Origin of the sequence: Streptomyces sp. NPDC044984 (assembly GCF_040646935.1) — a bacterium.
Lineage (GTDB): Bacteria > Actinomycetota > Actinomycetes > Streptomycetales > Streptomycetaceae > Streptomyces.
Window position 1 is genome coordinate 71,372 of record NZ_JBEZBE010000030.1, and the last position, 25,692, is coordinate 97,063.

Annotated in this window: 24 protein-coding genes and 1 tRNA gene; 10 read left to right on the forward strand and 15 right to left on the reverse strand. The window is 72.4% G+C overall.

The window, feature by feature from the left end; genetic code table 11:
- Positions 1–44: 44 nt before the first annotated feature.
- Together AB0A94_RS28600 and AB0A94_RS28605 are read right to left on the reverse strand one after the other, a co-directional pair.
- Positions 45–821 (reverse strand): SDR family oxidoreductase, encoded by a 777-nt coding sequence (locus AB0A94_RS28600; RefSeq protein ID WP_217130993.1) that lies wholly within the window; start codon positions 819–821, stop codon positions 45–47.
- Between the two features lie 18 nt (positions 822–839).
- Positions 840–2,015 carry a phytanoyl-CoA dioxygenase family protein gene (locus AB0A94_RS28605; protein ID WP_361748783.1) on the reverse strand — a complete coding sequence of 392 codons (1,176 nt, stop codon included), beginning with the start codon at positions 2,013–2,015 and terminating at the stop codon, positions 840–842.
- Positions 2,016–2,122: 107 nt separating this feature from the next.
- Between AB0A94_RS28605 and AB0A94_RS28610 the strand changes: the two genes are divergently transcribed.
- Entirely contained in the window at positions 2,123–3,157 is a 1,035-nt protein-coding gene (locus AB0A94_RS28610) for a LacI family DNA-binding transcriptional regulator (RefSeq protein WP_361748785.1), read from the forward strand.
- Between the two features lie 22 nt (positions 3,158–3,179).
- On the opposite strand, the gene AB0A94_RS28615 is transcribed toward AB0A94_RS28610, so the two are convergent.
- Complete coding sequence (locus AB0A94_RS28615; RefSeq protein WP_361748786.1) at positions 3,180–4,340, reverse strand: Gfo/Idh/MocA family oxidoreductase; 1,161 nt, start codon at positions 4,338–4,340, stop codon at positions 3,180–3,182.
- Positions 4,341–4,528: 188 nt separating this feature from the next.
- Between AB0A94_RS28615 and AB0A94_RS28620 the strand changes: the two genes are divergently transcribed.
- From AB0A94_RS28620 to AB0A94_RS28655, 8 genes are all read left to right on the forward strand, one after another.
- Positions 4,529–5,179, forward strand: a complete 651-nt coding sequence (locus AB0A94_RS28620; RefSeq protein ID WP_361748787.1) for a GntR family transcriptional regulator — start codon at positions 4,529–4,531, stop codon at positions 5,177–5,179.
- A gap of 48 nt (positions 5,180–5,227) precedes the next feature.
- The gene (locus AB0A94_RS28625; protein ID WP_361748788.1) at positions 5,228–5,980 is read left to right on the forward strand and encodes a PIG-L deacetylase family protein; all 753 of its coding nucleotides are present in this window, start codon (positions 5,228–5,230) and stop codon (positions 5,978–5,980) included.
- Positions 5,977–6,684 (forward strand): 4-carboxy-4-hydroxy-2-oxoadipate aldolase/oxaloacetate decarboxylase, encoded by a 708-nt coding sequence (locus AB0A94_RS28630; RefSeq protein ID WP_361748789.1) that lies wholly within the window; start codon positions 5,977–5,979, stop codon positions 6,682–6,684. Before AB0A94_RS28625 ends, AB0A94_RS28630 begins: the two co-directional genes overlap by 4 nt.
- The gene (locus tag AB0A94_RS28635; RefSeq protein ID WP_361748790.1) at positions 6,681–7,796 is read left to right on the forward strand and encodes a 4-oxalomesaconate tautomerase; all 1,116 of its coding nucleotides are present in this window, start codon (positions 6,681–6,683) and stop codon (positions 7,794–7,796) included. The genes AB0A94_RS28630 and AB0A94_RS28635 overlap by 4 nt, the downstream gene beginning before the upstream one ends.
- A complete protein-coding gene (locus AB0A94_RS28640) occupies positions 7,777–8,727 on the forward strand; it encodes a VOC family protein (RefSeq protein WP_361748791.1) in 951 nt (316 codons plus the stop codon). Before AB0A94_RS28635 ends, AB0A94_RS28640 begins: the two co-directional genes overlap by 20 nt.
- Before the next feature lie 174 nt (positions 8,728–8,901).
- Positions 8,902–10,227, forward strand: a complete 1,326-nt coding sequence (locus AB0A94_RS28645) for an aromatic acid/H+ symport family MFS transporter (protein ID WP_361748793.1) — start codon at positions 8,902–8,904, stop codon at positions 10,225–10,227.
- Positions 10,228–10,396: 169 nt separating this feature from the next.
- Positions 10,397–10,819, forward strand: coding sequence for an Ldh family oxidoreductase (locus tag AB0A94_RS28650; RefSeq protein WP_361748794.1), 423 nt, complete (start codon positions 10,397–10,399; stop codon positions 10,817–10,819).
- A 47-nt stretch (positions 10,820–10,866) separates the two neighbouring features.
- Positions 10,867–10,940, forward strand: a tRNA-Pro gene (locus AB0A94_RS28655).
- A gap of 1,043 nt (positions 10,941–11,983) precedes the next feature.
- Here the strand turns inward: AB0A94_RS28655 and AB0A94_RS28660 are convergent.
- The 12 genes from AB0A94_RS28660 to AB0A94_RS28715 all read right to left on the reverse strand — a co-directional run bounded on the left by AB0A94_RS28660 (position 11,984) and on the right by AB0A94_RS28715 (position 24,680).
- Complete coding sequence (locus AB0A94_RS28660) at positions 11,984–13,261, reverse strand: LLM class flavin-dependent oxidoreductase (RefSeq protein WP_361748795.1); 1,278 nt, start codon at positions 13,259–13,261, stop codon at positions 11,984–11,986.
- Positions 13,258–14,670 (reverse strand): NtaA/DmoA family FMN-dependent monooxygenase, encoded by a 1,413-nt coding sequence (locus AB0A94_RS28665; RefSeq protein WP_361748796.1) that lies wholly within the window; start codon positions 14,668–14,670, stop codon positions 13,258–13,260. Before AB0A94_RS28665 ends, AB0A94_RS28660 begins: the two co-directional genes overlap by 4 nt.
- 119 nt (positions 14,671–14,789) lie before the next feature.
- Complete coding sequence (locus tag AB0A94_RS28670) at positions 14,790–15,740, reverse strand: fumarylacetoacetate (FAA) hydrolase (protein ID WP_361748797.1); 951 nt, start codon at positions 15,738–15,740, stop codon at positions 14,790–14,792.
- A 37-nt stretch (positions 15,741–15,777) separates the two neighbouring features.
- Positions 15,778–17,085, reverse strand: a complete 1,308-nt coding sequence (locus AB0A94_RS28675; protein ID WP_361748798.1) for a pyridoxal phosphate-dependent aminotransferase — start codon at positions 17,083–17,085, stop codon at positions 15,778–15,780.
- 41 nt (positions 17,086–17,126) lie between these two features.
- Complete coding sequence (locus AB0A94_RS28680) at positions 17,127–18,839, reverse strand: AMP-binding protein (protein ID WP_361748799.1); 1,713 nt, start codon at positions 18,837–18,839, stop codon at positions 17,127–17,129.
- A complete protein-coding gene (locus tag AB0A94_RS28685; RefSeq protein ID WP_361748800.1) occupies positions 18,839–19,972 on the reverse strand; it encodes a Glu/Leu/Phe/Val dehydrogenase dimerization domain-containing protein in 1,134 nt (377 codons plus the stop codon). Before AB0A94_RS28685 ends, AB0A94_RS28680 begins: the two co-directional genes overlap by 1 nt.
- A gap of 44 nt (positions 19,973–20,016) precedes the next feature.
- Entirely contained in the window at positions 20,017–20,580 is a 564-nt protein-coding gene (locus tag AB0A94_RS28690; protein WP_361748801.1) for a gamma-glutamyl-gamma-aminobutyrate hydrolase family protein, read from the reverse strand.
- Positions 20,577–21,407: an acetylglutamate kinase gene (locus AB0A94_RS28695; RefSeq protein ID WP_361748803.1), complete on the reverse strand. Its 831-nt coding sequence runs from the start codon at positions 21,405–21,407 to the stop codon at positions 20,577–20,579. Before AB0A94_RS28695 ends, AB0A94_RS28690 begins: the two co-directional genes overlap by 4 nt.
- Positions 21,404–22,459 (reverse strand): N-acetyl-gamma-glutamyl-phosphate reductase, encoded by a 1,056-nt coding sequence (gene argC, locus AB0A94_RS28700; RefSeq protein WP_361748804.1) that lies wholly within the window; start codon positions 22,457–22,459, stop codon positions 21,404–21,406. Before argC ends, AB0A94_RS28695 begins: the two co-directional genes overlap by 4 nt.
- The gene (locus AB0A94_RS28705; protein WP_361748805.1) at positions 22,456–23,310 is read right to left on the reverse strand and encodes a RimK family alpha-L-glutamate ligase; all 855 of its coding nucleotides are present in this window, start codon (positions 23,308–23,310) and stop codon (positions 22,456–22,458) included. Before AB0A94_RS28705 ends, argC begins: the two co-directional genes overlap by 4 nt.
- Before the next feature lies 1 nt (position 23,311).
- Complete coding sequence (locus AB0A94_RS28710; protein WP_217131010.1) at positions 23,312–23,497, reverse strand: lysine biosynthesis protein LysW; 186 nt, start codon at positions 23,495–23,497, stop codon at positions 23,312–23,314.
- Positions 23,498–23,525: 28 nt separating this feature from the next.
- Positions 23,526–24,680 (reverse strand): LeuA family protein, encoded by a 1,155-nt coding sequence (locus tag AB0A94_RS28715; protein ID WP_361748807.1) that lies wholly within the window; start codon positions 24,678–24,680, stop codon positions 23,526–23,528.
- A gap of 225 nt (positions 24,681–24,905) precedes the next feature.
- Here AB0A94_RS28715 and AB0A94_RS28720 point away from each other — a divergent pair, with 225 nt between their 5' ends.
- Positions 24,906–25,664, forward strand: a complete 759-nt coding sequence (locus tag AB0A94_RS28720) for an arylmalonate decarboxylase (RefSeq protein WP_361748808.1) — start codon at positions 24,906–24,908, stop codon at positions 25,662–25,664.
- Positions 25,665–25,692 lie beyond the last annotated feature (28 nt).

Consider the following 25,692-nt stretch of genomic DNA (forward strand, 5'->3'; position numbering starts at 1 on the left):
TGCTCCTTGCTTGCGGGTTCGTACGAGCGGGGCGTGCGGGGAGGTCAGTCGAGGCCGCCGAGGACGTTCTGGTCCCAGTCGATCACGGAGCCGGTGACCACCCCGGAACGGTCGGAGAGCAGCAGGACCACGAAGTCGGCGATCTCGTCCGGTTGGCCGAGCCTGCCCATCGGCAGCCGCGCGGCGGCCTGTTCGCGCCAGTCGTCCCCGGCGCCGTGGAAGGCGCGCTGGGTGGCGTCCTCGCCCTCGGTGGCGGTCCAGCCGATGTTCAGGCCGTTGATCCGGATCCGGTCCCAGCGGTGGGCGTGCGCCGCGTTCCGCGTCAGGCCGATCAGCCCCGCCTTCGCGGCGACGTACGGCGCCAGGAACGGCTGCCCGCCGTGCGCGGACGAGGTGATGACGTTGACGACCGTGCCGGGCGCCGCGCGCCGCACCATGTCCGCGACGGCGGCCTGCATGGCGAAGAACGGCGCCTTGAGGTTGACCGCGATGTGCTGGTCGAACAGTTCGGGCGTGGTGTCGAGCAGCGTCCCGCGCGAGGTCAGACCGGCGGAGTTGACCAGGCAGTCGATCCGCCCGTACGCCTCCACCACCCGCGCGACACAGGCCTTGGCCTGTTCGGCGTCCGCCAGGTCGGCCCGTACGAACATCGCCTTGCCGCCCGCGGCGGCCAGTTCGGCCACCAGCGCCTCACCGGGCTCCGGGCGCCGCCCGCTCACGGCCACGACCGCCCCCTCGCGGACCGCGGCCCGCGCGACGGCCGCACCGACGCCCTGACTGCCACCGTTGACGAGGACGGCCTTGTCGTCGAGAAGTCCCATGCCGGTGTCCGGCTCCTTTCAGCTCTCGCGCCGCTTGGCGCCGGCCCGCAGTTCGCCCCGCAGGGTCCGGGCGGTCCACCCCTCGCGCAGGGCCCGGCGCACGACGTCGGCCTGCGAGGGCGGGGCCAGGCCCTCGACCGGCGGGTCGCGGTCGAGGTTGGTGGGGAAGGGGTAGCCCTCGGCGCTCGCCGCGATCACGTTCTCCAGCCACCGCTCGCCGGCGCCCTCGGCCTTGCGCTTGAGGAGCACCGGGTAGACGGCGTCCACCACCGCCTCGCGGTCCACCGTCTCCATCGCCCGGCCGAACGCCGAGGACACCTGGAGCAGGTTGGCCATGCGTCGGATGTCCGCCGAGTGGTTGGCGCCGGCGGCGTGGAACAGCGCCGGGTTGAAGAACACCGTGTCGCCCTTGGCCAGGGGGAGTTGCACGTGGTGCTCCTCGAAGTACGCCCGGAACTCCGGCAGCCGCCAGGCGAGGTAGCCGGGCTCGAACTTCTGGGAGTGCGGCAGGTACAGCGTGGGCCCGGACTCGACGGGCATGTCGCAGTGCGCCACCGCACCCTGGAGGGTGAGCACGGGGGAGAGGCGGTGCACGTGGGCCGGGTAGGCGGCGGCGACCTCGCCGGAGAGGAACCCGAGGTGGTAGTCGCGGTGCGCGGTCTGCGCCGCGCCGCCCGGGTTGACCACGTTGACCTGGGAGGTGACCTGGTAGCCGGGGCCGAGCCAGGCCGAGGAGACCAGCGCGATCACGTCGTTGGCGTAGTACTCGGCGAACGCCTCCGGGTCGTACAGGGCCGCCTTCTCCAGGGCGTTCCACACCCGGTCGTTGGCGCCCGGCCGGGCGAAGTGGTCACCGGCGCCGCCGCCCGAGGCGCGCTGCTCGGCGATCAGGGCGTCGAACACGGCGGTGGTCCGGTCCACGACCGCCGGGTCGGCGAAGGCTCCGCGGATCACCACGATGCCGGGGCCGTCCGCGAGCGCGCGCACCAGCTCGGCCTGGACGGCACGGCGGTCGGCGAGGGCGAGCCGGTCGGCGTCGTACAGCGGCACGTTCCGCTCGATGCCACTGGCGTGCGGGTGGGCGGCGGCATCCGTCGGCTGCTCGACCAGCGCGCGGAAGGCGTCCAGGTCGCAGTCCCGCTCGGACAGCCAGGTGGCCGGCGCGGGGATCCGCTGGTGCGTGGATGCGGACATGGGGTCGTCCCTTCGGGTCACGGAGCGACGCGGCTGGTGTCATTCTTGTCAGTACAAACCCTTCGAACAACCAGCAGCAAGCCATCAAAAACCCCTCAGGAGCGGATGTGGGCCACCCCTTCCCGATCCGGGAAATCGCACGTCAGGCCGGGTTGAGCGAGGCCACGGTGGACCGGGTCCTCAACGGCCGGGGCGGAGTGCGGGAGAGCACCGCGCGGGAGGTGCACCTGGCGATCGCCGACCTGGACCGGCAGCGCACCCAGGTCCGGCTGGTCGGCCGGACGTTCATGGTGGACATCGTGATGCAGTCGCCGGAGCGGTTCTCCACCGCCGTCCGGGCCGCCCTGGAGGCCGAACTGCCCTCCCTGCACCCGGCGGTGGTCCGCTCCCGCTTCCACTTCCGGGAGACGGGCCCGGCGGGGGGACTGGTCGCCGTCCTGGACCGGATCGGCCGGCGCGGCTCCCAGGGCGTGCTCCTCAAGGCCCCCGACGTCCCCGAGGTCACCGCGGCCGTCGGCCGGCTCGCGGCGGCCGGGATTCCCGTGGTGACCCTGGTGACGGACCTGCCGGCGAGTGCCCGGATCGGGCACGTCGGCAGCGACAACCGCGCGGCGGGCGCGACCGCCGCCTACCTCATGGGGCAGTGGCTGGGCGACCGGCCCGGCAATGTGCTCACCAGTCTCTCCAGCGGCTCCTTCCGCAACGAGGAGGAGCGCGAGATGGGCTTCCGCGCCACCATGCGCGCCCGGTTCCCCGGGCGGGCCCTCGTCGAGATCGCGGAGGGGCAGGGTCTGGACGCCACCCAGTACGACCTGGTCCGGGCCGCCCTGGAACGCGACCCGGGGATCCGCGCGGTCTACTCGATCGGCGGCGGCAACATCGCCACCCTGCGCGCCTTCGAGGACGCCGGACGCGAGTGCGCGGTGTTCGTCGCGCACGACCTCGACCACGACAACACCCGGCTGCTGCGCGAGCACCGGCTGTCCGCCGTGCTCCACCACGATCTGCGGCACGATCTGCGCGAGGCCTGCCACCTGGTGATGCGGGCGCACGGTGCCCTGCCGCCGGCCGGGCCGACCCTCCCCTCCGCCGTCCAGGTCGTGACTCCCTACAACATGCCGCTTCCGACGGTGACAGGGTGACGGCCGGGGGCGAGGAAAAACGTCAGGACACCTCCGGCGTCACCCAGGCCCCGCTCTCCGCCGACCGAGCCATCGCGTCCAGCACCGCCGCGCTGTGCACGGCGTCCGCGAGCCCCGCACCGTACGGAACCCCCTCCGCGACGGAGCGCAGGAACCGGTACGCCTCGATCACCTTCAGGTCGTCGTAGCCCATGGCGTTCGCCGCCCCCGGCTGGAAGGCCCCGAACTCCCCGTGCCCCGGGCCGACGTAGACCGTGCTGACGGGCTGGTCCTGGTAGCCGGTGCCCCGGCTGACGCCCAGTTCGTTCATCCGGCGGAAGTCCCAGAACACCGCTCCCTCGGTGCCGTGCACCTCGAAGCCGTAGTTGTTCTGCTCGCCGACCGACACCCGGCAGGCCTCCAGCACTCCGCGCGCACCGGAGGCGAACCGCAGCAGACAGCTGACGTAGTCCTCGTTCTCGACCGGGCCGAGTTCACCGCCGGCCGCGCGGGAGTGACCGGCCGTGGCTCCGACGGGACGGGCCCGCTCGGGCAGGAAGACCGCCGTGTCCGCGGTCAGCGAGGCGATGTCGCCCAGCAGGAAACGGGCCAGGTCGGCGCCGTGCGAGGCCAGGTCGCCGAGCACCCCGCTGCCGCCGCGCTCCCGCTCGTAGCGCCAGGTCAGCGCACCCTCGGGATGGGCCGCGTAGTCGCTGAAGAGACGGATGCGGACATGGGTGACGGTGCCGATGTCACCGGAGGCGATCAGCTCGCGGGCCGCCTCCACGGCGGGCGCGTTGCGGTAGTTGAAGCCGACCGCGCCCTGGACTCCGGCCTCGGCGACCGCGTCCGCGACCGCGCGGGCGTCGTCCGCGCCCAGGCCCACCGGCTTCTCGATCCAGATGTGCTTGCCGGCCTCGGCCATCGCGACACCGATCTCGCGGTGCAGGAAGTTCGGGGCGGTGATGCTGACGGCCCGCACCCGGGGATCGGCGGCCACCTCCCGCCAGTCGCGGGTCGTCGAGGCGAACCCGAACTGCGCGGCGGCCTCCTCGGCCCGGCCCGGCACCTCCTCGGCGACCGCGACCAGTTCGGGACGCAGGGCCAGCTGCGGATAGTGGTGCCGCACGCGGGCGTACGCCTGGGTGTGCACCCGCCCCATCCAGCCGAATCCGACGACGGCGACGCCCAGCGCATCCACCATGAAAGTCCCTCTCCGGCCCGGTCCGTGTCCTGTCCGCCCACCTTCTGCGGGCATCCGGCGTCATGTCAACCTTTTGACAGGACAATCAGTGCGCCGGGAGCGGCACCCGCAATACGGCGAACAAAATTGTTGACAATCTTGTTTGGCTAGATTTACGTTCGACAGGCACTCACTCAGGGAGGGCGACCATGCCGAACCAAGCCCGTCCGGGCACCGGGGAGCAGGCCAGACAGCTTGCGCTCGGGCAGCTGCGGGAGGCGATCCTGCGCGGCGAGATGGCGCCGGCGCAGCGGCTGGTGGAGAACGAACTCGCCGAGCAGTTCGGCGTGACCCGGGCCAGCATCCGGGCCGCGCTGATCGAGCTGGAGTCCCAGGGGCTCGTGGAGCGGATCCGCAACCGTGGTTCACGGGTGCGGGTGGTGACCGTGGAGGAAGCGGTCGCCATCACCGAGTGCCGCCTGGTCCTCGAAGGGCTCTGCGCGGCGAAGGCGGCGGCCGCCGTCACCGACGCACAGGTCACCGAACTCGAGGACCTGGGCACGGCGATGCGCAAGGCCGTGGCCGACGGCGAACCGCTCACCTACTCGGAGCTCAACCACGAACTCCACGCCAGGATCCGGGAGTTCTCCGGCCAGCTGACGGCCGTGGAACTCCTGGAGCGGCTCAACGCCCAACTGGTGCGGCACCGCTTCCAGCTGGCGCTGCGACCGGGGCGTCCGCAGCAATCCCTGAACGAGCATCTGGCCATGATCGAGGCGATCGGGGCCAGGGACCCGCGGGCGGCCGAGGCGGCCGTCCGCGCCCACCTCACCAGCGTGATCGAGGCGCTGCGCGACTGACCCACGCACCGGGGCGGGCGTCACCTGTCACCAAGGAGATCTTCACTCATGACGCATGCCAACGCGCCCGCCGCCGTCCCGCGTTCGACGCTCGTCGTCACCGCCCACGCGGGGGACTTCGTGTGGCGGGCGGGCGGCGCCATCGCCCTGGCCGCCTCCCGCGGGGAGAAGGTCACCATCGCGTGCCTGACCTTCGGCGAGCGCGGCGAGTCCGCCAGGGCCTGGCGCGAGGGGAAGAAGCTGGAGGAGATCAAGGCGATACGCCGGGAGGAGGCGGAGAAGGCCGCCGCCGTCCTCGGCGCCGAGGTCCGCTTCTTCGACGCCGGCGACTACCCGCTGACCGAGACCCCCGAGCTGACCGACCGGCTCGTCGAGGTCTACCGCGCCACCCAGCCCGACGTGGTGCTCACCCATCCCGTCGAGGACCCGTACAACGGCGACCACCCGGCCGCCCACCGCATGGCCCTCCAGGCCCGCGTCCTCGCCCAGGCCATCGGCTACCCGGGCGAGGGCGAGATCATCGGCGCCCCGCCCGTCTTCTACTTCGAGCCGCACCAGCCCGAGATGAGCGGCTTCAGGCCGGAGGTCCTGCTCGACATCACCGAGGTGTGGGAGACCAAGCGCAAGGCCATGGAGTGCCTCGCCGCCCAACGGCACCTGTGGGACTACTACACCGACCTGGCCGTCCGCCGCGGCGTCCAGCTCAAGCGCAACGCGGGCCCCAACCTGGGCCTGCCGCACCGGACCATGGCCGAGGCGTTCATGCGCCCGTACCCGCAGATCGCGAAGGAGCTGGCATGAGCGGCGTCGTCGTCACCGACCCCCCGAAGGCCGACGCCGAGGACGTCGAGGCGCTCGCCGGGTACGGCGTGGCCACGATCAGCGAGGCGATGGGCCGCACCGGGCTGCTCGGACCGGAACTGCGGCCGGTCCAGCAGGGCGTACGGATCGCCGGCACCGCGGTCACCGTGCTCTCCTGGCCCGGCGACAACCTGATGATCCACGCCGCCGTGGAGCAGTGCGGCGAGGGCGACGTCCTGGTCGTCACCACCACCTCCCCCTCCACCGACGGCATGTTCGGCGAGCTGTTCGCCACCGCGCTGCAACGGCGCGGCGTCCGCGGCCTGGTCATCAACGCGGGCATCCGCGACACGCAGGAGCTGCGCGAGATGGGCTTCGCCGCCTGGTCCCGGGCCGTCTCCGCGCAGGGCACGGTCAAGGCCACCGGAGGCTCGGTGAACGTGCCGGTCGCCGTCGACGGCCAGGTGATCCGCCCCGGCGACGTGATCGTCGCCGACGACGACGGCGTGGTGGTCGTGCCGCGCGAGAAGGCCCGGGAGACGGCCGAGGCGTCCGAGGCCCGGGAGAACAAGGAGGCCGCCTCCCGCGCCGCCTTCATCGAGGGCCAACTCGGCCTGGACCGCTACGGGTTGCGCGAGAAGCTGAGGCAACTGGGCGTGACCTACCAGTCGTACGACGCGTACGCGGCGGGGGAGCGGCCGTGACCGGCCCCGAGGGGGTGCGCTGCATGCTGATGCGCGGCGGCACCTCCAAGGGCGGCTACTTCCTGGCCGGCGACCTGCCCGCCGATCCCACCGCCCGCGACGACCTGCTGCTGAGGATCATGGGCAGTCCCGACCCGCGCCAGATCGACGGCCTGGGCGGCGCCCACCCGCTGACCAGCAAGGTCGCCGTGGTCTCCCGCTCGGCCGACCCGGACGCGGACGTCGACTACCTGTTCCTCCAGGTCGCCGTGGACACGCCCGAGGTCACCGACCGGCAGAACTGCGGCAACATCCTCGCCGGAGTGGGCCCGTTCGCCGTCGAGCGCGGGCTGGTGGCCGCCGGGGACGACGAGACGTCCGTACGCATCCGGATGCTCAACACCGGCGAACGCGCCGTCGCGACCTTCCCGACCCCGGGCGGACGCGTCGACCCCACCGGCACCGCCGGAATATCCGGTGTGCCGGGCACCGCCGCCCCGGTCGTCATCGAGTTCCCGCAGGGCGAGGGCCCGCTGCTGCCCACCGGCAACGCCCGCGACACGATCGCCGGCACCGAGGTGACCTGCGTCGACAACGGCATGCCGGTGGTGCTGATCCCGGCGGCCGCGCTGCAGGTCACCGGGTACGAGACGCCGGCGGAACTGGAGGACGACGCGGCGCTCGCCGGCCGCCTGGAGGAGATCCGGCTGGCGGCCGGGCACCTGATGGGCCTCGGGGACGTCGAGGGCGCCACCGTGCCCAAGGTGACCCTGCTCGCCCCGCCCCGGCACGGCGGCGCGGTCACCACCCGCACCTTCATCCCGGTGCGCTGCCACACCTCCATCGGCGTCCTGGGCGCCGCGAGCGTGGCGGCCGGACTGCGCGTCCCGGACGGGGTGGGGGAGGGGATCGCGCGGCTCCCCGGGTCCGGCGACCGGGTACGCGTCGAACACCCCACCGGCTTCCTGGAGGTCGACGTCCACGTCGACCCCGGCTCCGCCGTGGTCCGCCGCACCGCCGTCGTGCGCACCGCGCGCAAGATCTTCGACGGCACCGTCTTCCCCCGACCCGCCGAGACGGCTCCGATCCCCGCCCAACGCCCTGGAGGCACCCATGACTCCGCCGCTCGGTGACATCGCCCATGTCGGCCACGTCCAGCTGTTCACGCCCGACCTGGACGCCAGCGTCGCCTTCTTCACCGACTACCTCGGCCTGACCGTCAACGGCCAGGACGGCGACACCGTCCACCTGCGCACCTACGACGACTACGAACACCACAGCCTGGTCCTCACCGCCCGCGAACACCCCGGCCTCGGCCGGCTCGCGCTGCGCACCTCCAGCGAGGAGGCCCTGCGACGCCGGGTGGCGGCCCTGGAGGCGGCGGGCCGGCCCGGGAAGTGGGTCGAGGACGAGCCCGGCATCGGCAGGCTCTACCTCACCGCCGACCCCGACGGCCACGAGCACGCCCTGTACTGGGAGAGCGAGCACTACCGGGCCCCCGACGAGCTGAAGCCGGCGCTGAAGAACCAGCCGCAGGCCAGGCCCAACCGGGGCGTCGGCGTACGCCGCCTCGACCACGTCAACTTCCTCGCCGCCGACGTGCTCACCAACGCGGAGTTCCAGGAACAGCTCCTCGGCGCCCGGCCCACCGAGCAGATCCGGCTCGACTCCGGGAAGATCGCCGCCCGTTGGCTGACCTTCACCGACAAGTCGTACGACGTCGTCTACACCGAGGACTGGACCGGCTCCTCGGGCCGGCTGCACCACATCGCCTTCGCGGCCGACACCCGCGAGGACATCCTGCGCGCCGCCGACCTCGCCATCGACACCGGCGTGTTCATCGAGACGGGCCCGCACAAGCACGCCATCCAGCAGACGTTCTTCCTCTACGTCTACGAGCCGGGCGGCAACCGCATCGAGCTGTGCAACCCGCTCACCCGCCTGGTGCTGGCGCCCGACTGGCCGCTGATCACCTGGACCGAGGCGGAACGGGCCAAGGGGCAGGCCTGGGGCCTGAAGACCATCGCGTCGTTCCACACCCACGGCACACCGCCGGTCGCCTGACGAGGACCGCACCACCGGGGGGTGGGTCATGCGCACATGTGTGCGTGACCCACCCCTCAAATTGTCGCTTGGATTGTCAACAAAAGCGTTGACACTTCTGGAGCGGGGTCCTTAGCGTCGCCCCATCACACGTCCCCTCCAGGGAAACTCCTCCTGGACGAGAGGAAAACAACGATGTCCTCCTCCTCCGCGCTGTCCGCCCGCGGCAGCAGACTGGCCCTGCTGGTCGTCGGCCTGTGCTGGCTCGCCGTCCTCTTCGACGGCCTGGACATGTTCATCTACGGCTCGGTGCTGCCCCACATGCTCGAGGAGAAGGCCCTCGGCATCACCTCGTCCCAGGCCGGCGACCTCGGCAGCTACGCGACCTTCGGCATGCTCGTCGGCGCGCTGACCGCGGGGACGGTCGCCGACCGCATCGGCCGCAAGAAGCTGATGGTCTCCTGCGTCGCGCTCTTCTCGCTGGCCTCGGGCCTGTGCGCGGTCGCGAACGGCGTCGCCGTCTTCGGCCTCGGCCGGATCCTGGCCGGCGTCGGCCTCGGCGGCCTGCTGCCGACCGCGATCAGCATGGTCTCCGACTACGCCCCGCGCGGCCGCGCCGCCCTCACCATCGGCCTGCTGATGACCGCCCACCACGCCGGCGGCATCCTCTCCGCCTACGTGGCCCTGTGGATCGTCGAGCCGCTCGGCTGGCGCGCCGCCTTCTGGGTCTGCGTGGCCCCGCTGCTCTTCGTCCCGGTGCTGGCCAGATTCCTGCCCGAGTCGCTGAGCTTCCTCGTCGCCCGCGGCCGCGTCGAGGAGGCCCGTGCGCTGGCCGCCCGCTACGACGCCGAGGTGCCCGCCGCCAAGGACCGGACCGCCGCCGGCGCCCCCTGGGCCAACCTGCTCAACCTGTTCCGCGGCGGCGAGTGGGTCCAGACCCTGCTGTACTGGCTGGCCTCCTTCGGCGGCCTGCTCCTCGTCTACGGCGTCGCCACCTGGCTGCCCACCCTGATGCGCAGCGAGGGCTACGAGCTCGGCTCCGCGCTCACCTTCGTCGTCCTGTTCAACCTCGGCGGCATCGTGGGCATGCTGGTCGCGGGCCGGGCCTCCGACCGCTTCGGCGCCCCGCGCATCTCGGCGGTCTGGTTCGCGCTGACCGCCGGCGGGGTGTTCCTGCTCAGCGTCCACATGCCGCTCGCGCTGACCTTCGTCGTCGTCTTCCTCACCGGCGTGTTCCTCAACAGCGCCCAGACGATGATCTACGCGACCGTGTCCATCGGCTCCGCCCCCGCCAACCGCGCCACGGCGGTCGGCTGGACCTCCGGCATGGGCCGCTTCGGCGCGGTCTTCGGGCCGTGGCTGGGCGGCCAGCTGCTCGCCGCGGACAAGGGCGACTGGGGCTTCACGGCCTTCGCCCTGGCCGGCGCGGCGTCGATGGTGTTCATCGGGATCGCGGCGCTGCGGACCACACGGCCGACGGGGCGGGACGGCGAGCCGCGGCAACTGGTCGCCGCCGGCTGAGCGCGGGCCGCTCGCGCCGTGCCCCCGCACCCCTGGACGAGGAGCGCGGGGGCACGGCGCGCGGGGCGTTCAGCCGCGCCCCATCCAGTCCTCGTCCGACAGGTGCTCCACCGTGCGGCCGGTCTCCGTGAACGTCCGCGTCACATGACCCGAGGAGCACACCCACGGGATGCGCGGCGGGGTGTCGCCGACGTCGCGGAACGGGTGCGGGACCGGCGAGGGGCACGGCCGCGGCCTTGATGACGGTGGTCATCCCGGGATTCCTCTCCACTCCGACGCCCCGGCCGGCCGCAAGCACCGCCAGAACGTCCTGCTCACCGCCCTCGACCCGGCCGCCTTCGGTGGCAGCGCCGCGGACTTCACCGCGGCCGTCGACACCACCCTGTCCACCCTCAGGGGGCTGCCCGTCGCGGAGGGCGCCGACGGGGTCCCCTACCCGGGCGAGCGCAGTGCGGCCGTGACGGCCGAGCGGGACGAGCAGGGGATCCCGGTGGCGCCGAAGGTGTGGCGCGAGCCGGACGAGAGCGCCGTCCGGCCGGGGGCACGCCCCCGGCTCCCGCCGTACGGGGATGACACCCCCGGCGCCCGATGAGGTACTGTTGACCAGCGTGATCACGCGGTTCACCGCGCGAACCGCATCGGGACGTGGCGCAGCTTGGTAGCGCACTTGACTGGGGGTCAAGGGGTCGCAGGTTCAAATCCTGTCGTCCCGACTTTACGAAGTCGCAGGTCAGGGGCCGTTTCAGAGGGGATCTGAAACGGCCTTTTGATCATTTTTTGGGGGACCGGCGCACCGTGACCGGGTCAAGGTGCGCCATGCGGTCAGTTGACGTGTGCACTTTCCGCTCCCTGTGGGGCGACGGCGGCTACACCCCCTGGTCCATCTGGAACAGGCAGCCCGCGACCACCAGGTCACGGTCACCGGACCACTGCCGGTCGACTCCACCTCGCCCACGTGGCCCTGGGTGCGGCCCAGGGGGCGCTCGCGGAGGCGCGGGATCTCAGCCGCGTGGCGTCCCGCACCCGGCCGAGAGGCAGTGGGGAGAGCCTTCTCGTTCTGCCTCCCGACGGCCGGCCTGCTGCCGGCCGTCGGGGAATGGGTCCTCGCCGTCCACAGCGCGTCGGCGGTCGTCGGACGCGCCACTTCCGCCATGGCGGAAACCCTCCGGGCGGGCCGAGCGCTGGACGCGGAACAACGGGCGGACACCGCCGCACTCGTAGCGGCGGCCGAAGCCGTCACCGTCAAGGCGGCCCTGTTCACCGAAGAGCGTGCCCTGGACACCGCCGGTGTCGGGGGGCTCGACCGATTCTGGCGTACTACCGGGGTCCTGGCAGACTGCGGACCCGCCGGCCCTGCCCTGTGTGCGATCGGCGACCACTTCCCGCACCGCGACGCCGTCACGTCGGCGCGATGGACCTGGGGCCCCGTTGGCCGCGGAGCGGGTGACGAACTGCGGGCCGGCGGAGCCCTGCGGTGCGGCTTCGTCGTGAGCGCAAGCCGGGTGGCGTGCGCCCGGGTGAGGCCCTCGGCCGGGGGCTGGCGGAGCCATGCGTGCGGTGAAGCGGAAGACCGTCCTCGGTGACGGTGACGGCATCGATGGGCGGGATCGGAGGCCAAGCGGTTGCCTCGAGTACGACAGTGGTGCGCGGCCGGCATGCGCTGATGACGGTCCGCCCCGGATCCATGAGGGAGCCCCGCACCCGGGGGCTGAACGCCGGCGGTGGGGGCCGGGGGCAGACTCCCGTCGGTGAGGCGTCAACCAGCTCTGGAATAGCGGCTGGTGGGGCGTGCCAGCCCCAGGTGTCCACGTAGCGTGGTGGACGCGTACTCCGTACGGAAGGCCCCGCGCCGCTGCAACTCCGGGACCAGGCCCCTGGTGATCGCCGTGAGGTCGTGCGGGAGGGCGCCCGGGCGGAGACGGAAGCCGTCCAGGCCGGTGGAACGCCAGTCCAGGAGGAGGTCGGCCAGTTCGGTGGGCGTACCGGTGAAGATCTCGGCGTCCGAGGCGAGTTCCGCTCCGGCCACCTCGTCCAGGCGGACCTTGCGCCGTGCGGCGGCGCCCGGTTCGTCGTCCAGGAGGACGACGAGATCCGCGAAGGTCCGCAGCGGGCGTTCCGTCACGTCACGGCCGGTGCGCTCCACCGCCTCGGCGACCTGGGCGAGGACCGCCGCCGTGCCCGGCCGGTCGTGTGGGGTGACGGCGACGACGTCGGAGCTGAGGGCGGCGAACTCGTACGGGATGGTGGCGTGCGCGAGGCTCACCACCAGAGGCTGGCCCTGGGGGGAACGCGGGGTGATCGACGGGCCCTTCACGCTGAAGTTCGAGCCCTGGAAATCGATGTGGTGGACCTTGTCGCGGTCGAGGAAGCGGCCCGTCGCCGCGTCCCGAATCTCAGCTCCGTCCTCCCAGCTGTCCCAGAGTCGCCGGGCTGCCTCCACCACCTCGGCGCCCTCCGTGAAGAGCGCGCGCAGCGGCTGGGAGATCAGCTCCGAGTCGGTCACGTCGTCCTCGGTGAGCTGGGGCGTGGTCCGGCGGCCGAAGTGCGCGGCGTCGGCCGCGCGGGACGATATCTGCGGGCGCCAGCCGGCCCGGCCCTTGCTCGCGTGATCGAGGGTGGCGATGCCGATGGCGAGGTGGAACGGTTCGGTGTGGGTGACGTTGGTGGTCGGGACCAGGCCGATGTGCGTGGTGAGCGGGGCGAGGTGGGCGGCGAGCAGCACCGCGTCGATGCTGCCCCTGACGTGGTCGGTGCGGTCGTCGGGCAGGTGGAAGGCGGCGGACTGGAGGCCGAGCGCGTCCTCGAAGGTGACGAAGTCGATCAGGCCCCGTTCGGCCTCGGCGACCAGGTCGGCCCAGTACACGGCGTCGAGGAGCTCACCCGGCCGGGCGCCCTCCTCCCGCCAGGCCGCCGGGTGCCAGCCCGCGCCGTCGAGGGCGACGGCCAGGTGCAGGGGAGCGGTGGGCGTGCCGGAGGCGGCGGCCGGGGTGGCCTTCGGGTCGATGGCGCCGGTCGTGCCGGTCGTGCCGGTCATACTGAGGTCTCCTTCCGGCCGCGCGGACGCTCGTCGCGCAGGGGTTGTCCGGGGCCGCCCCACGCGGCCGGGCGGGGTGCGGCGGACAGGCCGAGGTGGTCCCGGAGTGTGGTGCCGGTGTAGTCGTCGCGGTAGACCCCCTTCTCCTGAAGGATCGGCACCACCCGGTCCACGAAGTCGTCCAGGCCACCGGGGGTCAGGTGGGGCACGAGGACGAAGCCGTCGGCGCCCTCGGTCTGGACGTAGTCGTCGATGGCGTCGGCGACCGTCCGCGGGCTGCCGACGAACGTCTGCCGCCCACCGACCTCGATGACGAGCTCCCGGATGGAGAGGTTCCGTTCCTTTGCGAGCCTGCGCCACTGTCGCGCCGTCTCCGCCCGGCCCCTGCGGAACACCGAGTGCCCCTTCAGGAAGTGGGCGTCGTCCTCGGGCTCGATGTCGGGCAGTGGCCCGTCAGGGTCGTACGCGGACAGGTCGCGGCCCCAGACCGCCTCCAGGTGGGCGATCGCTGTCTGTGGGCTGACCAGCTCGCGGCTGATCTCCTCCGCGTACGCGGCGGCCTCCTCGTCGGTGTCGGCGACCACCGCGTTGGCGGTGGGGAGGATCAGCAGGTCATCGGGGTTCCTGCCGTAAGTGGCCAGGCGCCGCTTCACATCCCGGTAGAACTCCCGCGCCACATCGATCCGGTTGTGCTTGCTGAAGACGACCTCGGCGTCGGACGCGGCGAACTCGCGGCCCGCGTCGGACTCGCCGGACTGGACGATCACCGGGTGGCCCTGCGGTCCCGGCGGGGTGGCGAACCGGCCGGAGATGTCGAAGTGCTGCCCCCGGTGGGCGAAGCGGCCGGCTCCGGAGCTGACGAACTCGCCCGTCGCCGCGTCGGCCTTCAGGTCGCTTCCCGACCAGCTGTCCCACAGCTCTCGTGCCGTGGTGAGGAATTCGGCGGCCCGGGTGTAGCGGTCGGCCTCGTGGAGGAAGCCGCCCCGGCGGAAGTTCTCGCCGGTGAAAGCGTCGTAGCTGGTGACCACGTTCCAGCCGGCCCGGCCGCCGCTGAGCCGGTCCAGGGTGGCGAACCGGCGCGCCACCTCGTACGGCTCGTTGAAGGTGGCGTTGACCGTGGCGACCAGGCCCAGGTGCGTGGTGACGGCGGCCAGGGCGCTCAGCATGGTCAGGTTCTCCGGCCGTCCCGCGATGTCCAGGTCGTAGACCTGCCCCTTGTGCTCGCGCAGCCGCAGTCCTTCGGCGAGGAAGAAGAAGTCGAACTTGCCGCGTTCGACGGTCTGCGCGAGCCGCATGAAGGAGCCGATGGCTATCTGGCTCTCGGAGCGTGGGTCCGACCAGACGGTCACATTGTGGATGCCGGGCAGCTGCGCTGCGAGATGCACCTGTTTCTTGGTGGTGGCGGGCACGGTGCGGTCTCCTCCTGCGAAGTCCGTCGGCGGAACGGGGTGGGCGGGTGGTGGTCCTCAGAGCGTGCCTGGGCCGGACTCCGTCTGCACAGATCGACCGGCCCGGCTTCACGCGGTGTTCATGCCGTGGTGACAGGCGCGGGAGCGGCGGCCGGGGTGGTGGACGGTGCCGTGGAGACGTACCGCACCTGGTTCTCGAAGGCGACCCCGTGGCTCTTCACGTCGATGGCGATGCGGTCGCCGTCGGCGATCCGGAACCCGTCGTGGAAGCTCGCCTCGTCGGCGCCCAGGAGCACGTAGTTGACCAGCCCGGGACGCCGTACCGCCGGGAACGTGAACAGGTGGTCCGCCATGTCGCGCCCCCGGTAGTAGAGGGCGTCGTCGCCGCAGTCGAACGGGCCCTCCCAGGCCGTCGCGCCGTCCCGGACGATGGTGACCCGGCCGGTCACCGTACGCGGCGGCGGGCCGAGGAAGAGCAACGGGGAGAGGGCGGTGTCGCACAGCTTGCAGTACGGGTTGTAGCCCGGGTCCTGGCGGTGCAGGCCGATGTCGCACAGGTCGTTGCCGAAGGTGTAACCGGCGTAGTGCGGGGTGCCGTCGGCGTCGTTGACGTAGACGAGGGCGACCTCGGGCTCCTCGATGAGGGCGACCGGCCGGGCGGGCACGTTCAGCTCCTCGCCGGGCAGCCTCACCCAGTCGCCGAACCCTTTGAAGAACCACTTGGGCGGGATGAACTCCCCGTCTTCCGGAGCGGTCTCGCCGCCCCACTTCTTCTTGTGCGTGCCCATGAAACCGCTCAGCAGGGCGTTGCCGGTGGCCTGCGGAAGCAGGGGAGGCAGCAGGCGCAGTCCCGGGTCCCCGGCCGTGACGACGACGGTCGCCGCGCCCTCGGTGAGAGCGGCCCGCAGGGCCTCCTCCGAGCCGTCGGTGGCGATGAAGGCGGCGGCGACCTGGCCGTCCTCCACCCGGTACAGGGTCTGCCGCGTGCCCTCCTCGGGGCGACCGAAGCCGACATGGCGTTCGCCGTCGTACCGGGCCTCGAAGAGGACGGGGAGGTGGGAGTGGGGCATCGGTGACTCCTTCAGTACGTGGACGAGTCGGATGACATCAGGCGTGCGGGGCGAGAGCGGGGACCGGCGACCCCGCCAGGTCGGCCAGGACCTCGCCGACCCGGTCGACGGATTCCCTTATCCATGGCAGGGAGAGCGGATCCGCCGATCCCGCCGCCTCCAGCGCCGCCGTCTGCTGCTCGGCGGTCTCGCCGTAGAAGCGGCTGGTCGCCGCGCGGATGCGCAGGGGGCGGCCGGGCTCCCCGAAGGCGGTGGCGGCCAGGACGCCGACCCCGTACCGCTCGGAGAGCAGCGCGGCCAGGCCGTCGCCTCCGTGCACGCCGTGGGCCTCGGCCAGGTGCTTCCGCAGGGGCTCGAAGTCCGGGTAGAGATAGCAGGTCGCGGCGGCGGGGGCGAGCTCCGCGCCCACGGCGGTGAAGCGGGCGGCGACCGCGCGCACCACCGCCTGGTGCAGCCGCCGGCTCGCCGCGACGCGTTCGGTGACCTCCGGCGGCTCCCCGAACGCGTACGCGGCCGCCGTCTGCACCGGAGCGGGCGGGCTGGACCAGATCTGGCTGGCGACCGCGGTGAGCCGGGTGTGCAGGGCGCGCCCCAGCTCGCTGTCGGGCAACCGGGCCACGCCCGTGCGCCAGCCGCCGAGCGCCAGGTTCTTGGTGAGCCCGGTGGTGACGACGGTCCGCTCGGGTGCGTGCAGGGCCGGGGAGACGGCCGGTCCGGAGCCGTCGTGGACCAGGTCGCGGTAGATCTCGTCGGAGACGATGACGAGGTCCAGTTCGCGGGCCGCCTGCGCCAGCCGCCGTACGGTGGTGGCCGAGGCGATCGTCCCGGTCGGGTTGTCCGGCACGGTCACGACCACCGCCCGGGGGTGCTGCCCGGCCGTCCGCGCGTCGGTGACCGCCTCGCGCAGCCGGTCCGGGTCGGGCACCCCGCCCTGCCCCGGCAGGATGGGTACGGGGACGGACCGCGCCCCGGCCAGCCGGGCCTGGGCCGCGTAGCTCACCCAGCTCGGCACCGGCACGATCACGTCCCCGCCGATGGCCAGGAGCAGGGCGAACAGCAGCGACTTGCTGCCGGGGCCCGCCACGACGAGCCCCGGGTCGACGGCCAGGCCGCGCCGTTCCCAGTACCCGGCGACGGCGGAGCGCAGGGCGGGGCTTCCGGCGACGGCGCCGTACGCGTTCTCGCCGGCCGCCGCCGCGAGCCGGTCCCTGAGGGCCGGGAGGACGGGCAGGCCGATCTCCCCGCTCGCCATCGACAGGACCCGCTCCCCGGCCCGGCGCCGTCGGGCCAGGGCCTCGTCGGCGGCGAGGGTCGCCGACATGGAGACCGGTGTGGGTTCGGGCATGGCAGCAGCTCCAGTGCTCGGTGGGGGATACGCGTACGGGGTCAGGCGGGGGTGCTCGCGGCGTACCGCTCCCGCAGCTCGGCCTTGCGGACCTTGCCGGTCAGGGTCTTGGGGAGGGCGGGGACGTGTTCCACCCGGTCGGGAAGGAAGCGGGCGTCGTGGCCCGCCTCCGTGACCCGGGCCCTGACCTCCTCCAGCGTCGGGCCCTGTCCACCGCGCGGGACCACGACGGCGACGATCACGTCGCCTGCCCCGTTCGCGGCCTCCAGCCCCACCAGTGCGGCCTCGGCCGCCTTCGGGTGGCTGCCGATCACAGCCTCCAGTTCCGTCATCGGCACCACCCGCCCGTCCCGTAGGACCGCGTCCCGGGCCCGGCCGATGATGCGGATGCCGCCCCGGCCGTCGTCCCGGGCGAGGTCGCCGGTGTCGAACCAGCCGTCCTCGTCCAGCTCGGCCGCGAACGCCTCGGGGCGCCGGTGGTACCCGAGAGCGAGCGATGCGCCCCGCACCTTGAGCCTCCCGACGGAGCCCGCGGCGGCCGAAGCCCCGTACGCCTCCGACGTCTCGATCCGGGTCTCCATGGCGTCGATCGCGCGGCCGTTGCTCCGCGCCGACCAGCCGTCGGGGTCCTCGGGCCGGGTGGTGGTCACGGGGCCGTTCTCCGACATGCCCCACAGGGAGTGGGCGTGGGCACCGAGCGTCTCGTGGACCTCGTCGGCCAGCTCCCGCAGGACCGGCGCCGAACCGATCACCACATGGCGCAGCGTGCTGGTGTCCCGCCGCTCGGCGCGCTGGGAGGCGGCCACATCGGTGAGGGTGGCGGGCGGTCCGTACAGCAGGGTCGCCCCGTACCGCTCCACCAGGTCCAGCAGCGCCTCGTTGCGGCGTACGTCCTGGAAGGCGACGGTACCGCCCAGCATGACCCCGGCCAGGACGCCCTGCGCGAACCCCGAGTAGTGGACCAGCGGCGTGGAGACCGCCGCCACCCAGCCGGCACCGTCCCCGCCCTCCCCCGCTCCGAACGCGTCGACATACCCGCGTACGGCCGAGTGCACCGTGTTCTGGCTGTGCAGGACCCCCTTGGACAGGCCGGTGGTGCCGGAGGTGAACAGGACCACGAACGGGTCGTCCGCGCCGAGCGCCAGACCGTCCAGCCGGGCGGCGGCACCTTCCCGCTCCTCCCGCTCGTTCGCCACGAAGTGCTCGTGGAAGGAGAGCGCGCCCTCGGACAGCGGCCCGTCCACCACCAACACGTGCGCCAAGAAAGGAAGTTCGCGGCTGAGGCGGGTGGCGATCTCCACCAGCGGGGTGCCCGACCATTCCGGGAGGGTGATGAACACCCGAGCCTCGGTGAGGCCGAGCCGGTGGCGCAGCTCCTCCTCCGCGCAGAGGGGCGAGATCGGGACGATGACCGCGCCGACCCGGATGGAGGCGAAGATCAGCGGCACCATCTCCCACCGGTTGGGGAGCTGCACGGCGACGAAGTCGCCCCGCTGAACGCCCAGTTCCAGCAGAGTCAGGGCGAACCGATCGGTCAGCCGGTTCAGTTCGGCGTAATCGAGTGTGTCGGTACGGGACTCCGCCACGCGCCGGCCCGCGACGGCCAGCCGGCGCGGGCACTCCCGGGCCTGGCGGTGCAGGTCGTCGAGGAAGGTCTCGTCCCGCCACCAGCCGCGGCGGCGGTACTCGGCGGCACGTTCGCCAGGAGCGGCCGCCGCGGCGTCGACCGGCCGTTCCTTCGCCGCCGTACTCATCAGCGCTCCTTCCGGCGGGCCGCGAGCAGCTCGGGCAGCGGGTCGCCTGCCCGGGAGGCCGCGATCTCCAGCAGGTCCCGGGTGTTCTGCCGGACCCGGTCGCCGACCCAGTCGAAGACCCACGCCTTGCGCGCCGCGGCCTCCAGGCCGAAGGGGACGACCCGGGTGACGGCCAGGGCAGCCGAGGCGGCGCCGCCGATGTTGGCGATCACGCCCGGGACCAGACCGGCCCCCGACGCGGCCACCTTCTCCTTGGCCGCCGCGCTGGAGGCGAGGTTGGCACCCTCGACCACCAGGCCGGCCCGCAGGCGGTGGGCGTTCTCGGCGTTGATCGCGTACTTCTGCGCGGCCAGGATCAGGATGTCCGCGTCCACGTCCAGCCAGGCGTCCGGTTCGCCGGACAGCTTCACATCCTGCGGCAGTCGGCTGCGGTCGATGGCCCCGAACCGGTCCGTGACGGCAACGAGTTCGGCCACCGGCAGCCGGTCCGCGCTGATCGTGCCCCGGATGTCCGCGATGCCCACGACGATGTGCCCGCGGTCCTCCAGGAACCGCGCCACCGCCCGGCCCACCGCGCCGAACCCCTGCACCACGACCCGGGCGGGTCCGGTGCGGCCTCTCGCCTCCAGGGCGGTGATCGCGGCGACCCCGACACCGTGGCCGGTGGCGTCGATCAGGGGCTCGTAGTACGTACGCCAGTCGATCGGCATGTCCGGGGCGCCCAGCCGGTAGCGGGGGTCGTACTTCGCCTCCTCGAAGAAGACGGCTCGGTCGGCGGGGGTGACGCCCATGTCGATGCCGAGGTGGATGCCGCCGTGCAGGAGTGGCTTCACCGTGCGGCCGAAGGTGCGGAAGGTCTCGTCGCGGCCCGCGCCCTCGGAATTCGTGGCGTCGGCGACGATCCCGGCCTTGGCGCCGCCGATGCGCAGCCCCGCCAGGGTGAACTTCTCGGTCATGTCCCGGGCCAGGCCCGCGACTTCCTCCTCGGTGACCCCGGTGGTCATCCGGGTGCCGCCCATCGCCAGGCCGTCGACGAGCGTGTCGACGACCACCCATCCCTTGATGGCGCCGCCGCTGCCGTTGAGGTGGACGGTGAGGGCGGGTTCCTGCGGTTCTTCCACTGCTGCACTCATGGCGAAGTCCTTGTTCTGTACGAAGGGGTCGGCAGGGGCTCGGGTCACTGGTAGAGCTGTGCGAAGCCACGCAGGATCTCCAGACCGTCCCTGCGGAACTCCAGGTGGGCCTGGGCGCCGTGGATCCGGCCGTCGTCCGAGCGCAGGAACTCCACGGGCGCGTGCTCGGAGCGGCCGATGGAGCGGTAGCCCGCCGGGGCCTCCTGGAGGTAGAGGGTGTGCCGGTGGAAGACGGTGACCGTGGGCTTCACATAGGTGAAGAGCGGCTCCTCCGTGTCCACCCGCACCTCGTAGCCGCCGACCCGCTGCGGCCCCTCCGCGAGGCGTCCGCCGGCCGCGACGGCGAGGATCTGCATCCCGCCGCAGATGCCGAAGACCGGCACGTCCGCTGTCGTCACCAGGTCGATCAGGGGCTTGTAGAACTCGCTGTCGTACGCGCGCACCTTGGTACCGCTCAACACGATGGCCTGGTAGCGGCCGTCCACCCGGGCGGGTACGGAGGAGGCGTCGACCGTTTCCGTTTCCGAGCCCAGTTCTTCCAATCGCGAACGGAGTTGCCTGAGCGAAAGCGTTCCGTTGTCGACGACCAGCACGCGGGACCGGCTCATGCGTCAGCTCCTGACGTACCGGCCCCGCCGGGAGCCTTCGTGATCAGCGTGCCGGTGGAGCCGTCCAGCAGCTCCGTGACGGCGGCGCTGCCGATGACGACCCGCTCCACACCGTGCTCCAGGGCCTCGCCCGCCGCCCGCAGCTTCTTGCGCATGCCGCCCTTGGCGCCCTTGTCGCGGAAGGCGACCGCGTCCTGTGCGCTGATCCGGCGTACCGGCTCGTCGTCGATCAGCAGATGGCCGACGTCGGTGACCAGGACCAGGTCCGACGCGCCGATGGCCCCGGCGATCGCGGCGGCGGCCCGGTCGGCGTCGGTGTTGACCTCCTGGCCCGCCGCGTTCCTGGCGAGCGGGGTGACCAGGTAGGCGTGGGCCGGCTGGAGGTTCTTGAGCGGGGCCGGGTCGACCCCGGTGATCGGGCCGACGAGGTTCTCCAGCTCCACGAGCTGCTTCTCCCGCCACCACCACCGCTCGCCCGCTCCCGCGCCGACCAGCCCGTCGCTGCCGAGCAGCCGCTCGGCGGTGATGCCGCGGTCCTTCAGCCGCGCGAGGACGTCCTCGGCCAGGGTGGCGCTGACCGTCTTGATGTCGTCGATGACCTCGGGCGTGGTCCACCGGCTCTGGTTGCCGTACCGGTCGCGCAGGATCGCCGACGGTTCGCTGTAGCGGGCGTCGAGTCTCTTCAGCGGCTTGGACCAGCCGTGCACGAGGACCAGCGGGCGGTCCTGGCCGTGCCGGGCCAGGTCGTCCCACCAGGTGCCGTCCAGATCGTCCAGGCAGCTGCCGCCGAGCTTCACCACGGTCGGGACGGAACGGTCCGCTGTCATGCCGGCATCACCGGCTGCTGCGTCAGCCCCGTCTCCTCCGGCAGGCCGAAGCGCAGGTTCGTCACCTGCACGGCCTGGCCCGCGGCGCCCTTGACCAGGTTGTCGAGTGCGGTGAGCACGACGATCCGGCCACCCTCCTCGTCCCACAGCACCGTGACGTCCGCATAGTTGGAGCCGAGGACGACCTGGGGGTCGGGCACCGGGATCAGCGTCTCGTCGTGCCGCCGCACCCGGACGAACGGGCGCCCCTTGTAGAAGCGCAGATAGGCCCGGTTCAGCTCGCGCCGGTCCACCTTCTCGTCGGTGAACACGTACGAACTGGTCAGCAGCCCGCGCACGTTGGGGACGCCGTACGCCGACATGGACAGGTTCCCGATGGTGCCGGACTTGCTCCGCTCCAGGAAGTCGCGGACCTCGGCGGCGTGCCGGTGCCCGGTCGGGGAGTAGGGGGCGATGGCCCCGGCCCGGAACGGGTGCAGGTCGGAGGTGCGCAGGTGGACGCCGCCGCCGCTGGACCCGCTCTTGCCGTCCACCACCACCGTCTTCAGGTCGAGTCCGAGGCCGAGGGTGAGCGGCGCGAGGCCCAGGGTGATCGCGGTGGCGTAGCAGCCGGGCAGCGAGATGAGTGCGGCGTCCTTCAACTGGTCGCCGATCAGCTCCGGTACGCCGTAGACGAAGCGGTCCGCCAGGTCGGTGCGGCGCTCGACCTTCGGGTACCAGCGGTCGTGCAGCTCCGGTGTACGGATGCGGAACGCGCCGCTGAGGTCGACGATCACCGGGACGCGGTCGGCGAGCAGTGAGGAGAGGTCGGCCGAGACCGGTGCCGGGGTGGCCAGGAAGAGGACGTCGGCCTTGTCCGCGATGTCCTCGGTGACCGGCTGGATGGTCAGGCCCTGGTCGTCGCGGAGGCCGGGGTGGAGCTCGGAGGGGCGGCGGCCGATGTGGGAGGAGCCGCCCAGGAAGGTGAGTTCCAGGTCGGGGTGCTGGGTGATGAGGCGGATGAGTTCGCCGCCGGCGAGCCCGGAGGCGCCGACGACTCCTGCACGGATCATGCGATCAGCTCCTGCACATGACGGCCGATGGCCGAGGGGATGTCCGCTCCGGTGGCGGAGGCCACGGCCCGGAAGCCGGGGGCGTGGTTGACCTCGTTGACGACGAAGCCGTCGGGGGTGGCGAAGAGGTCGACCCCGTAGATGCCGGGTCCGAGCACGTCCACCACACCGTCGACGATCTTCAGTACGTCGGGGTCGTGGGCGACGGCGCGGTTCCTGTTGCCGAGGGCCGCGTTGTTGCGCCAGTCACTGCCGCCGGTCTCGAACTCGGCCGCCCCGATCAGCTCCCGCCCGACGACCAGGCACCGCACCGAGCTGCCGCCGAGGTACGGCTCCACCACACTGGCCTGCTCGAAGGCGTGGGCCAGGTCCTCGATGTAGTCGTACACGGAGTGAGCGGTGTCGGCGTGCCGGACCAGCGTGACCCGCTTGCCCATCCCGCCGAAGACGGGCTTGAGGACGAGAGGCAGGGGCAGATCGGCCAGCGCCTTGTCGAAGTCCTTGCGGGAGAGCACGAGCCGGTGGTCGGGGACGGGTACCCCGGCGGTCGTGAGAAGGGCGCGCAGTGCGGCCTTGTTCTCACAGGCGTGGATGGCCCGGGCGGTGTTCAGCGTGGGGACGTCGGCCGCCTCGGCCAGGGTGGCGATCAGGCCGCCGCGCGTGTAGCTGCGGCTGCGGATGAGGAGGGTGTCGTACCCCTTGATCGACGGGGCGTCCGGGTGGCCGAGGGAGAGGGACTCGTCGTTGACCCAGTCGAGACGGAGGCCGAACGCCGGGGCCGCCTCGATGAGCAGGCGTTCCTCCCAGGCGATCCGGTCCGCGACGACCGCGACGGGACGGACAGCGCCCATGTCACTGGCCCCAGTCGCGCAGCTGCACCTCGACCATCTCCAGCGTCAGCCGGCCGTCCTCGACGGCCTCGACGCGGAGGGTCAGGATGCACTCGGGGCAGGAGAGCGTCTCGCCCGGGGCGACCGGGGGGACGGTCAGGTCGGTCTCGCACTCGGGGCATACGCCGGTCAGGGTGGCGGTGGACATCGTGAACTCCGTATGCAGATGGGGCGGGTTACGCGGGTACGGGGCGGAAGTCGATGGCGGCCTTGCGGATCGTGTCCCGGTCCAACAGCGGGCGGCCGTCCCGCTCCTGCCGGTCGGCCAGCCACGGGGTGAAGGCGTCGACGTCGACCTCCAGGCCCGAATCGGCCAGGGCCCAGTGGACGAGGGCGGTGGTGAGGCGGCTGCGGACGCGCAACCCGCGTCTGTTGCCGACGAGTTCGGCGGGCAGTGTCTCGTACGCGTGCGGGTGGTTCAGCTGGCCCGGCAGCTCGTACGCGAAGGCGTGCGGGGTGGTCGGCCCGGACTGGAAGGCGTCGCCGAGGCCGGCGCCCCGCAGGGCGATCCGGGACAGCTCGGTGAGGTGGGTGAGGTCGAAGCGGGTGTCGCCGTGGATGACGCGCAGCGAGGTGAGCAGCTCGGCCAGCGGGGCGTTGCCGCCGCGCTCCCCGATCCCGCCGACGGTCGCGGAGATCCACTGGGCGCCCGCCCGCACGGCGGCCAGGGAGTTGGCGACGGCCATGCCCAGCATGTTGTGCGAGTGGATCTCGATCTCGGAGCCGTCGATCGCGGTGATGTCCGCGATGACCTCCTCCATCTGCCAGGGCGAGAGGTACGCGACGGTCTCCGCGAGCCGGAACCGGTCGGCCCCCGCCGCGAACCCCGCCTCCACATAGGGGACGAGCCGCTCCCGGGGCGTCCGGGCGCCGTCCTCACCGCTGAACGTGACGTGGAAGCCGCGCTCCTTCGCTTGCTGGATCGCCGAACGCGCCAGCGTCTGAAGGAACTTGGGGCTCGCCGAGTCGAGTTTCAGCTGCGCGTGCTGCTCGGAGGTGGGGATCGAGTACATGATGTGGCGCACCCCCAGGCGCTCGGCCTCGTCCAGCGCACGGGCGACCTGGCGGCGGTCGCGTACGACGACGAGCGTCATGCTGCGCTCGGCGGTGACCGCCTCGTGGGTGGCGAGGACGAGGTCGGCGTCCTTGGAGTCCGGTCCGGAGACCATGCCCACCTCGACGAGTTCGACGCCCGTCCGCACCAACAGGTCCGCGATGGCGGCGGCGTCCTCGGGGCCGAATTCCACCCCCGCCATGTGCGCGGAGTCCCGCAGCGTCGCGTCCGATATGCGGGGCGGCCTCTCCGGTTTCTCGGGTCCTTCTGCTGCCATTTCTCTTTCTCCTCTTTCCCGAAAAGGGTCGACCAAAGTGCTGTATTCGCCGAGTCATATCCTTCGGCGCCTGGCCGGGAAGATCAATGTCTGCCGTGTGAGGGCTGTGTTGCGGAGTGTCAAGGAATGTCAGGAAGGAAAGGGAGTGCAAGGGTGGTGTCCAGGCATGCCAAATAGCGGACGAAGAACACCCGTTGATGTGACGTACGCCCTACGGTGCTGGGCATGGATCTCTTCTCGCTGCCCCGGCTGGGGGTCGTCGTACCGCCGGAGAACCCCACGGCGGAACCCGAGTTCATGCGTCTGCTCGGCGCCGGAATGAATGTGTACACCTCCCGCTTCCCGGTGACTCCCGGGGTCGGGCTCCGGGCGATGCTGGAGACGTACAACGAGGTGCTCCCCACCCTGCTCGGCAGCTTCGGTGCGCTGCGCCTGGACGCCACGGTGGTGGCGTGCAGCGCATCGCACTACCTGCTGGAGCCGACGGGCGACCGGGCCTTCTGCGACGAGCTGTCCGAGCGCGTCGGCTCGCCCGTGCGGTCCTCCACGCAGGCGATCCTCGCGGCCTGCGAGGCGCTCGGGGTGGCCCGCCTGACGCTCGTCTCCCCGTACGAGCCCTGGCTCACCGACACCTCCCGCGCCTTCTGGGAGCGGGCCGGCCTCACGGTCGACGGGGTGGTGCTCGTCCCGGCGGAGGAAGCGGCGCGCCCGGGCGGGGACGCGCACTTCGATCCGTACGCGGTGACGACCGGGGCCATCCTGCGGCGGATACGGGAGCGGGAGCTGCCCGCCGACACGGCCCTGCTCTTCACGGGCACGGGCATGGGCACGCTCGCCGCCCTGACCGAGCTGGCCCGCCGCGAGCCGCACCGCACCCTGCTGACCTCGAACCTGGCCTCGGCCTGGTGGGCGCGACGGGCGGTGGGGGAGAAGGGCGAGGCGCACCACCCGCTGCTGCGGCGGCTGGAGGGGGCGGCGGTGTGACGGCGGGGCCCCGGGGAGCGTGCGTGCT

Coding starts and splice junctions, on each gene's coding strand:
- AB0A94_RS28600 (WP_217130993.1), bottom strand. CDS start 821: ATGGGACTTCTCGACGACAAGGCCGTCCTCGTCAACGGTGGCAGTCAG.
- AB0A94_RS28605 (WP_361748783.1), bottom strand. CDS start 2,015: ATGTCCGCATCCACGCACCAGCGGATCCCCGCGCCGGCCACCTGGCTG.
- AB0A94_RS28615 (WP_361748786.1), bottom strand. CDS start 4,340: ATGGTGGATGCGCTGGGCGTCGCCGTCGTCGGATTCGGCTGGATGGGG.
- AB0A94_RS28620 (WP_361748787.1), top strand. CDS start 4,529: ATGCCGAACCAAGCCCGTCCGGGCACCGGGGAGCAGGCCAGACAGCTT.
- AB0A94_RS28625 (WP_361748788.1), top strand. CDS start 5,228: ATGACGCATGCCAACGCGCCCGCCGCCGTCCCGCGTTCGACGCTCGTC.
- AB0A94_RS28630 (WP_361748789.1), top strand. CDS start 5,977: ATGAGCGGCGTCGTCGTCACCGACCCCCCGAAGGCCGACGCCGAGGAC.
- AB0A94_RS28640 (WP_361748791.1), top strand. CDS start 7,777: ATGACTCCGCCGCTCGGTGACATCGCCCATGTCGGCCACGTCCAGCTG.
- AB0A94_RS28645 (WP_361748793.1), top strand. CDS start 8,902: ATGTCCTCCTCCTCCGCGCTGTCCGCCCGCGGCAGCAGACTGGCCCTG.
- AB0A94_RS28650 (WP_361748794.1), top strand. CDS start 10,397: ATGCGCGGCGGGGTGTCGCCGACGTCGCGGAACGGGTGCGGGACCGGC.
- AB0A94_RS28660 (WP_361748795.1), bottom strand. CDS start 13,261: ATGACCGGCACGACCGGCACGACCGGCGCCATCGACCCGAAGGCCACC.
- AB0A94_RS28670 (WP_361748797.1), bottom strand. CDS start 15,740: ATGCCCCACTCCCACCTCCCCGTCCTCTTCGAGGCCCGGTACGACGGC.
- AB0A94_RS28675 (WP_361748798.1), bottom strand. CDS start 17,085: ATGCCCGAACCCACACCGGTCTCCATGTCGGCGACCCTCGCCGCCGAC.
- AB0A94_RS28680 (WP_361748799.1), bottom strand. CDS start 18,839: ATGAGTACGGCGGCGAAGGAACGGCCGGTCGACGCCGCGGCGGCCGCT.
- AB0A94_RS28685 (WP_361748800.1), bottom strand. CDS start 19,972: ATGAGTGCAGCAGTGGAAGAACCGCAGGAACCCGCCCTCACCGTCCAC.
- AB0A94_RS28690 (WP_361748801.1), bottom strand. CDS start 20,580: ATGAGCCGGTCCCGCGTGCTGGTCGTCGACAACGGAACGCTTTCGCTC.
- AB0A94_RS28695 (WP_361748803.1), bottom strand. CDS start 21,407: ATGACAGCGGACCGTTCCGTCCCGACCGTGGTGAAGCTCGGCGGCAGC.
- argC (WP_361748804.1), bottom strand. CDS start 22,459: ATGATCCGTGCAGGAGTCGTCGGCGCCTCCGGGCTCGCCGGCGGCGAA.
- AB0A94_RS28705 (WP_361748805.1), bottom strand. CDS start 23,310: ATGGGCGCTGTCCGTCCCGTCGCGGTCGTCGCGGACCGGATCGCCTGG.
- AB0A94_RS28710 (WP_217131010.1), bottom strand. CDS start 23,497: ATGTCCACCGCCACCCTGACCGGCGTATGCCCCGAGTGCGAGACCGAC.
- AB0A94_RS28715 (WP_361748807.1), bottom strand. CDS start 24,680: ATGGCAGCAGAAGGACCCGAGAAACCGGAGAGGCCGCCCCGCATATCG.
- AB0A94_RS28720 (WP_361748808.1), top strand. CDS start 24,906: ATGGATCTCTTCTCGCTGCCCCGGCTGGGGGTCGTCGTACCGCCGGAG.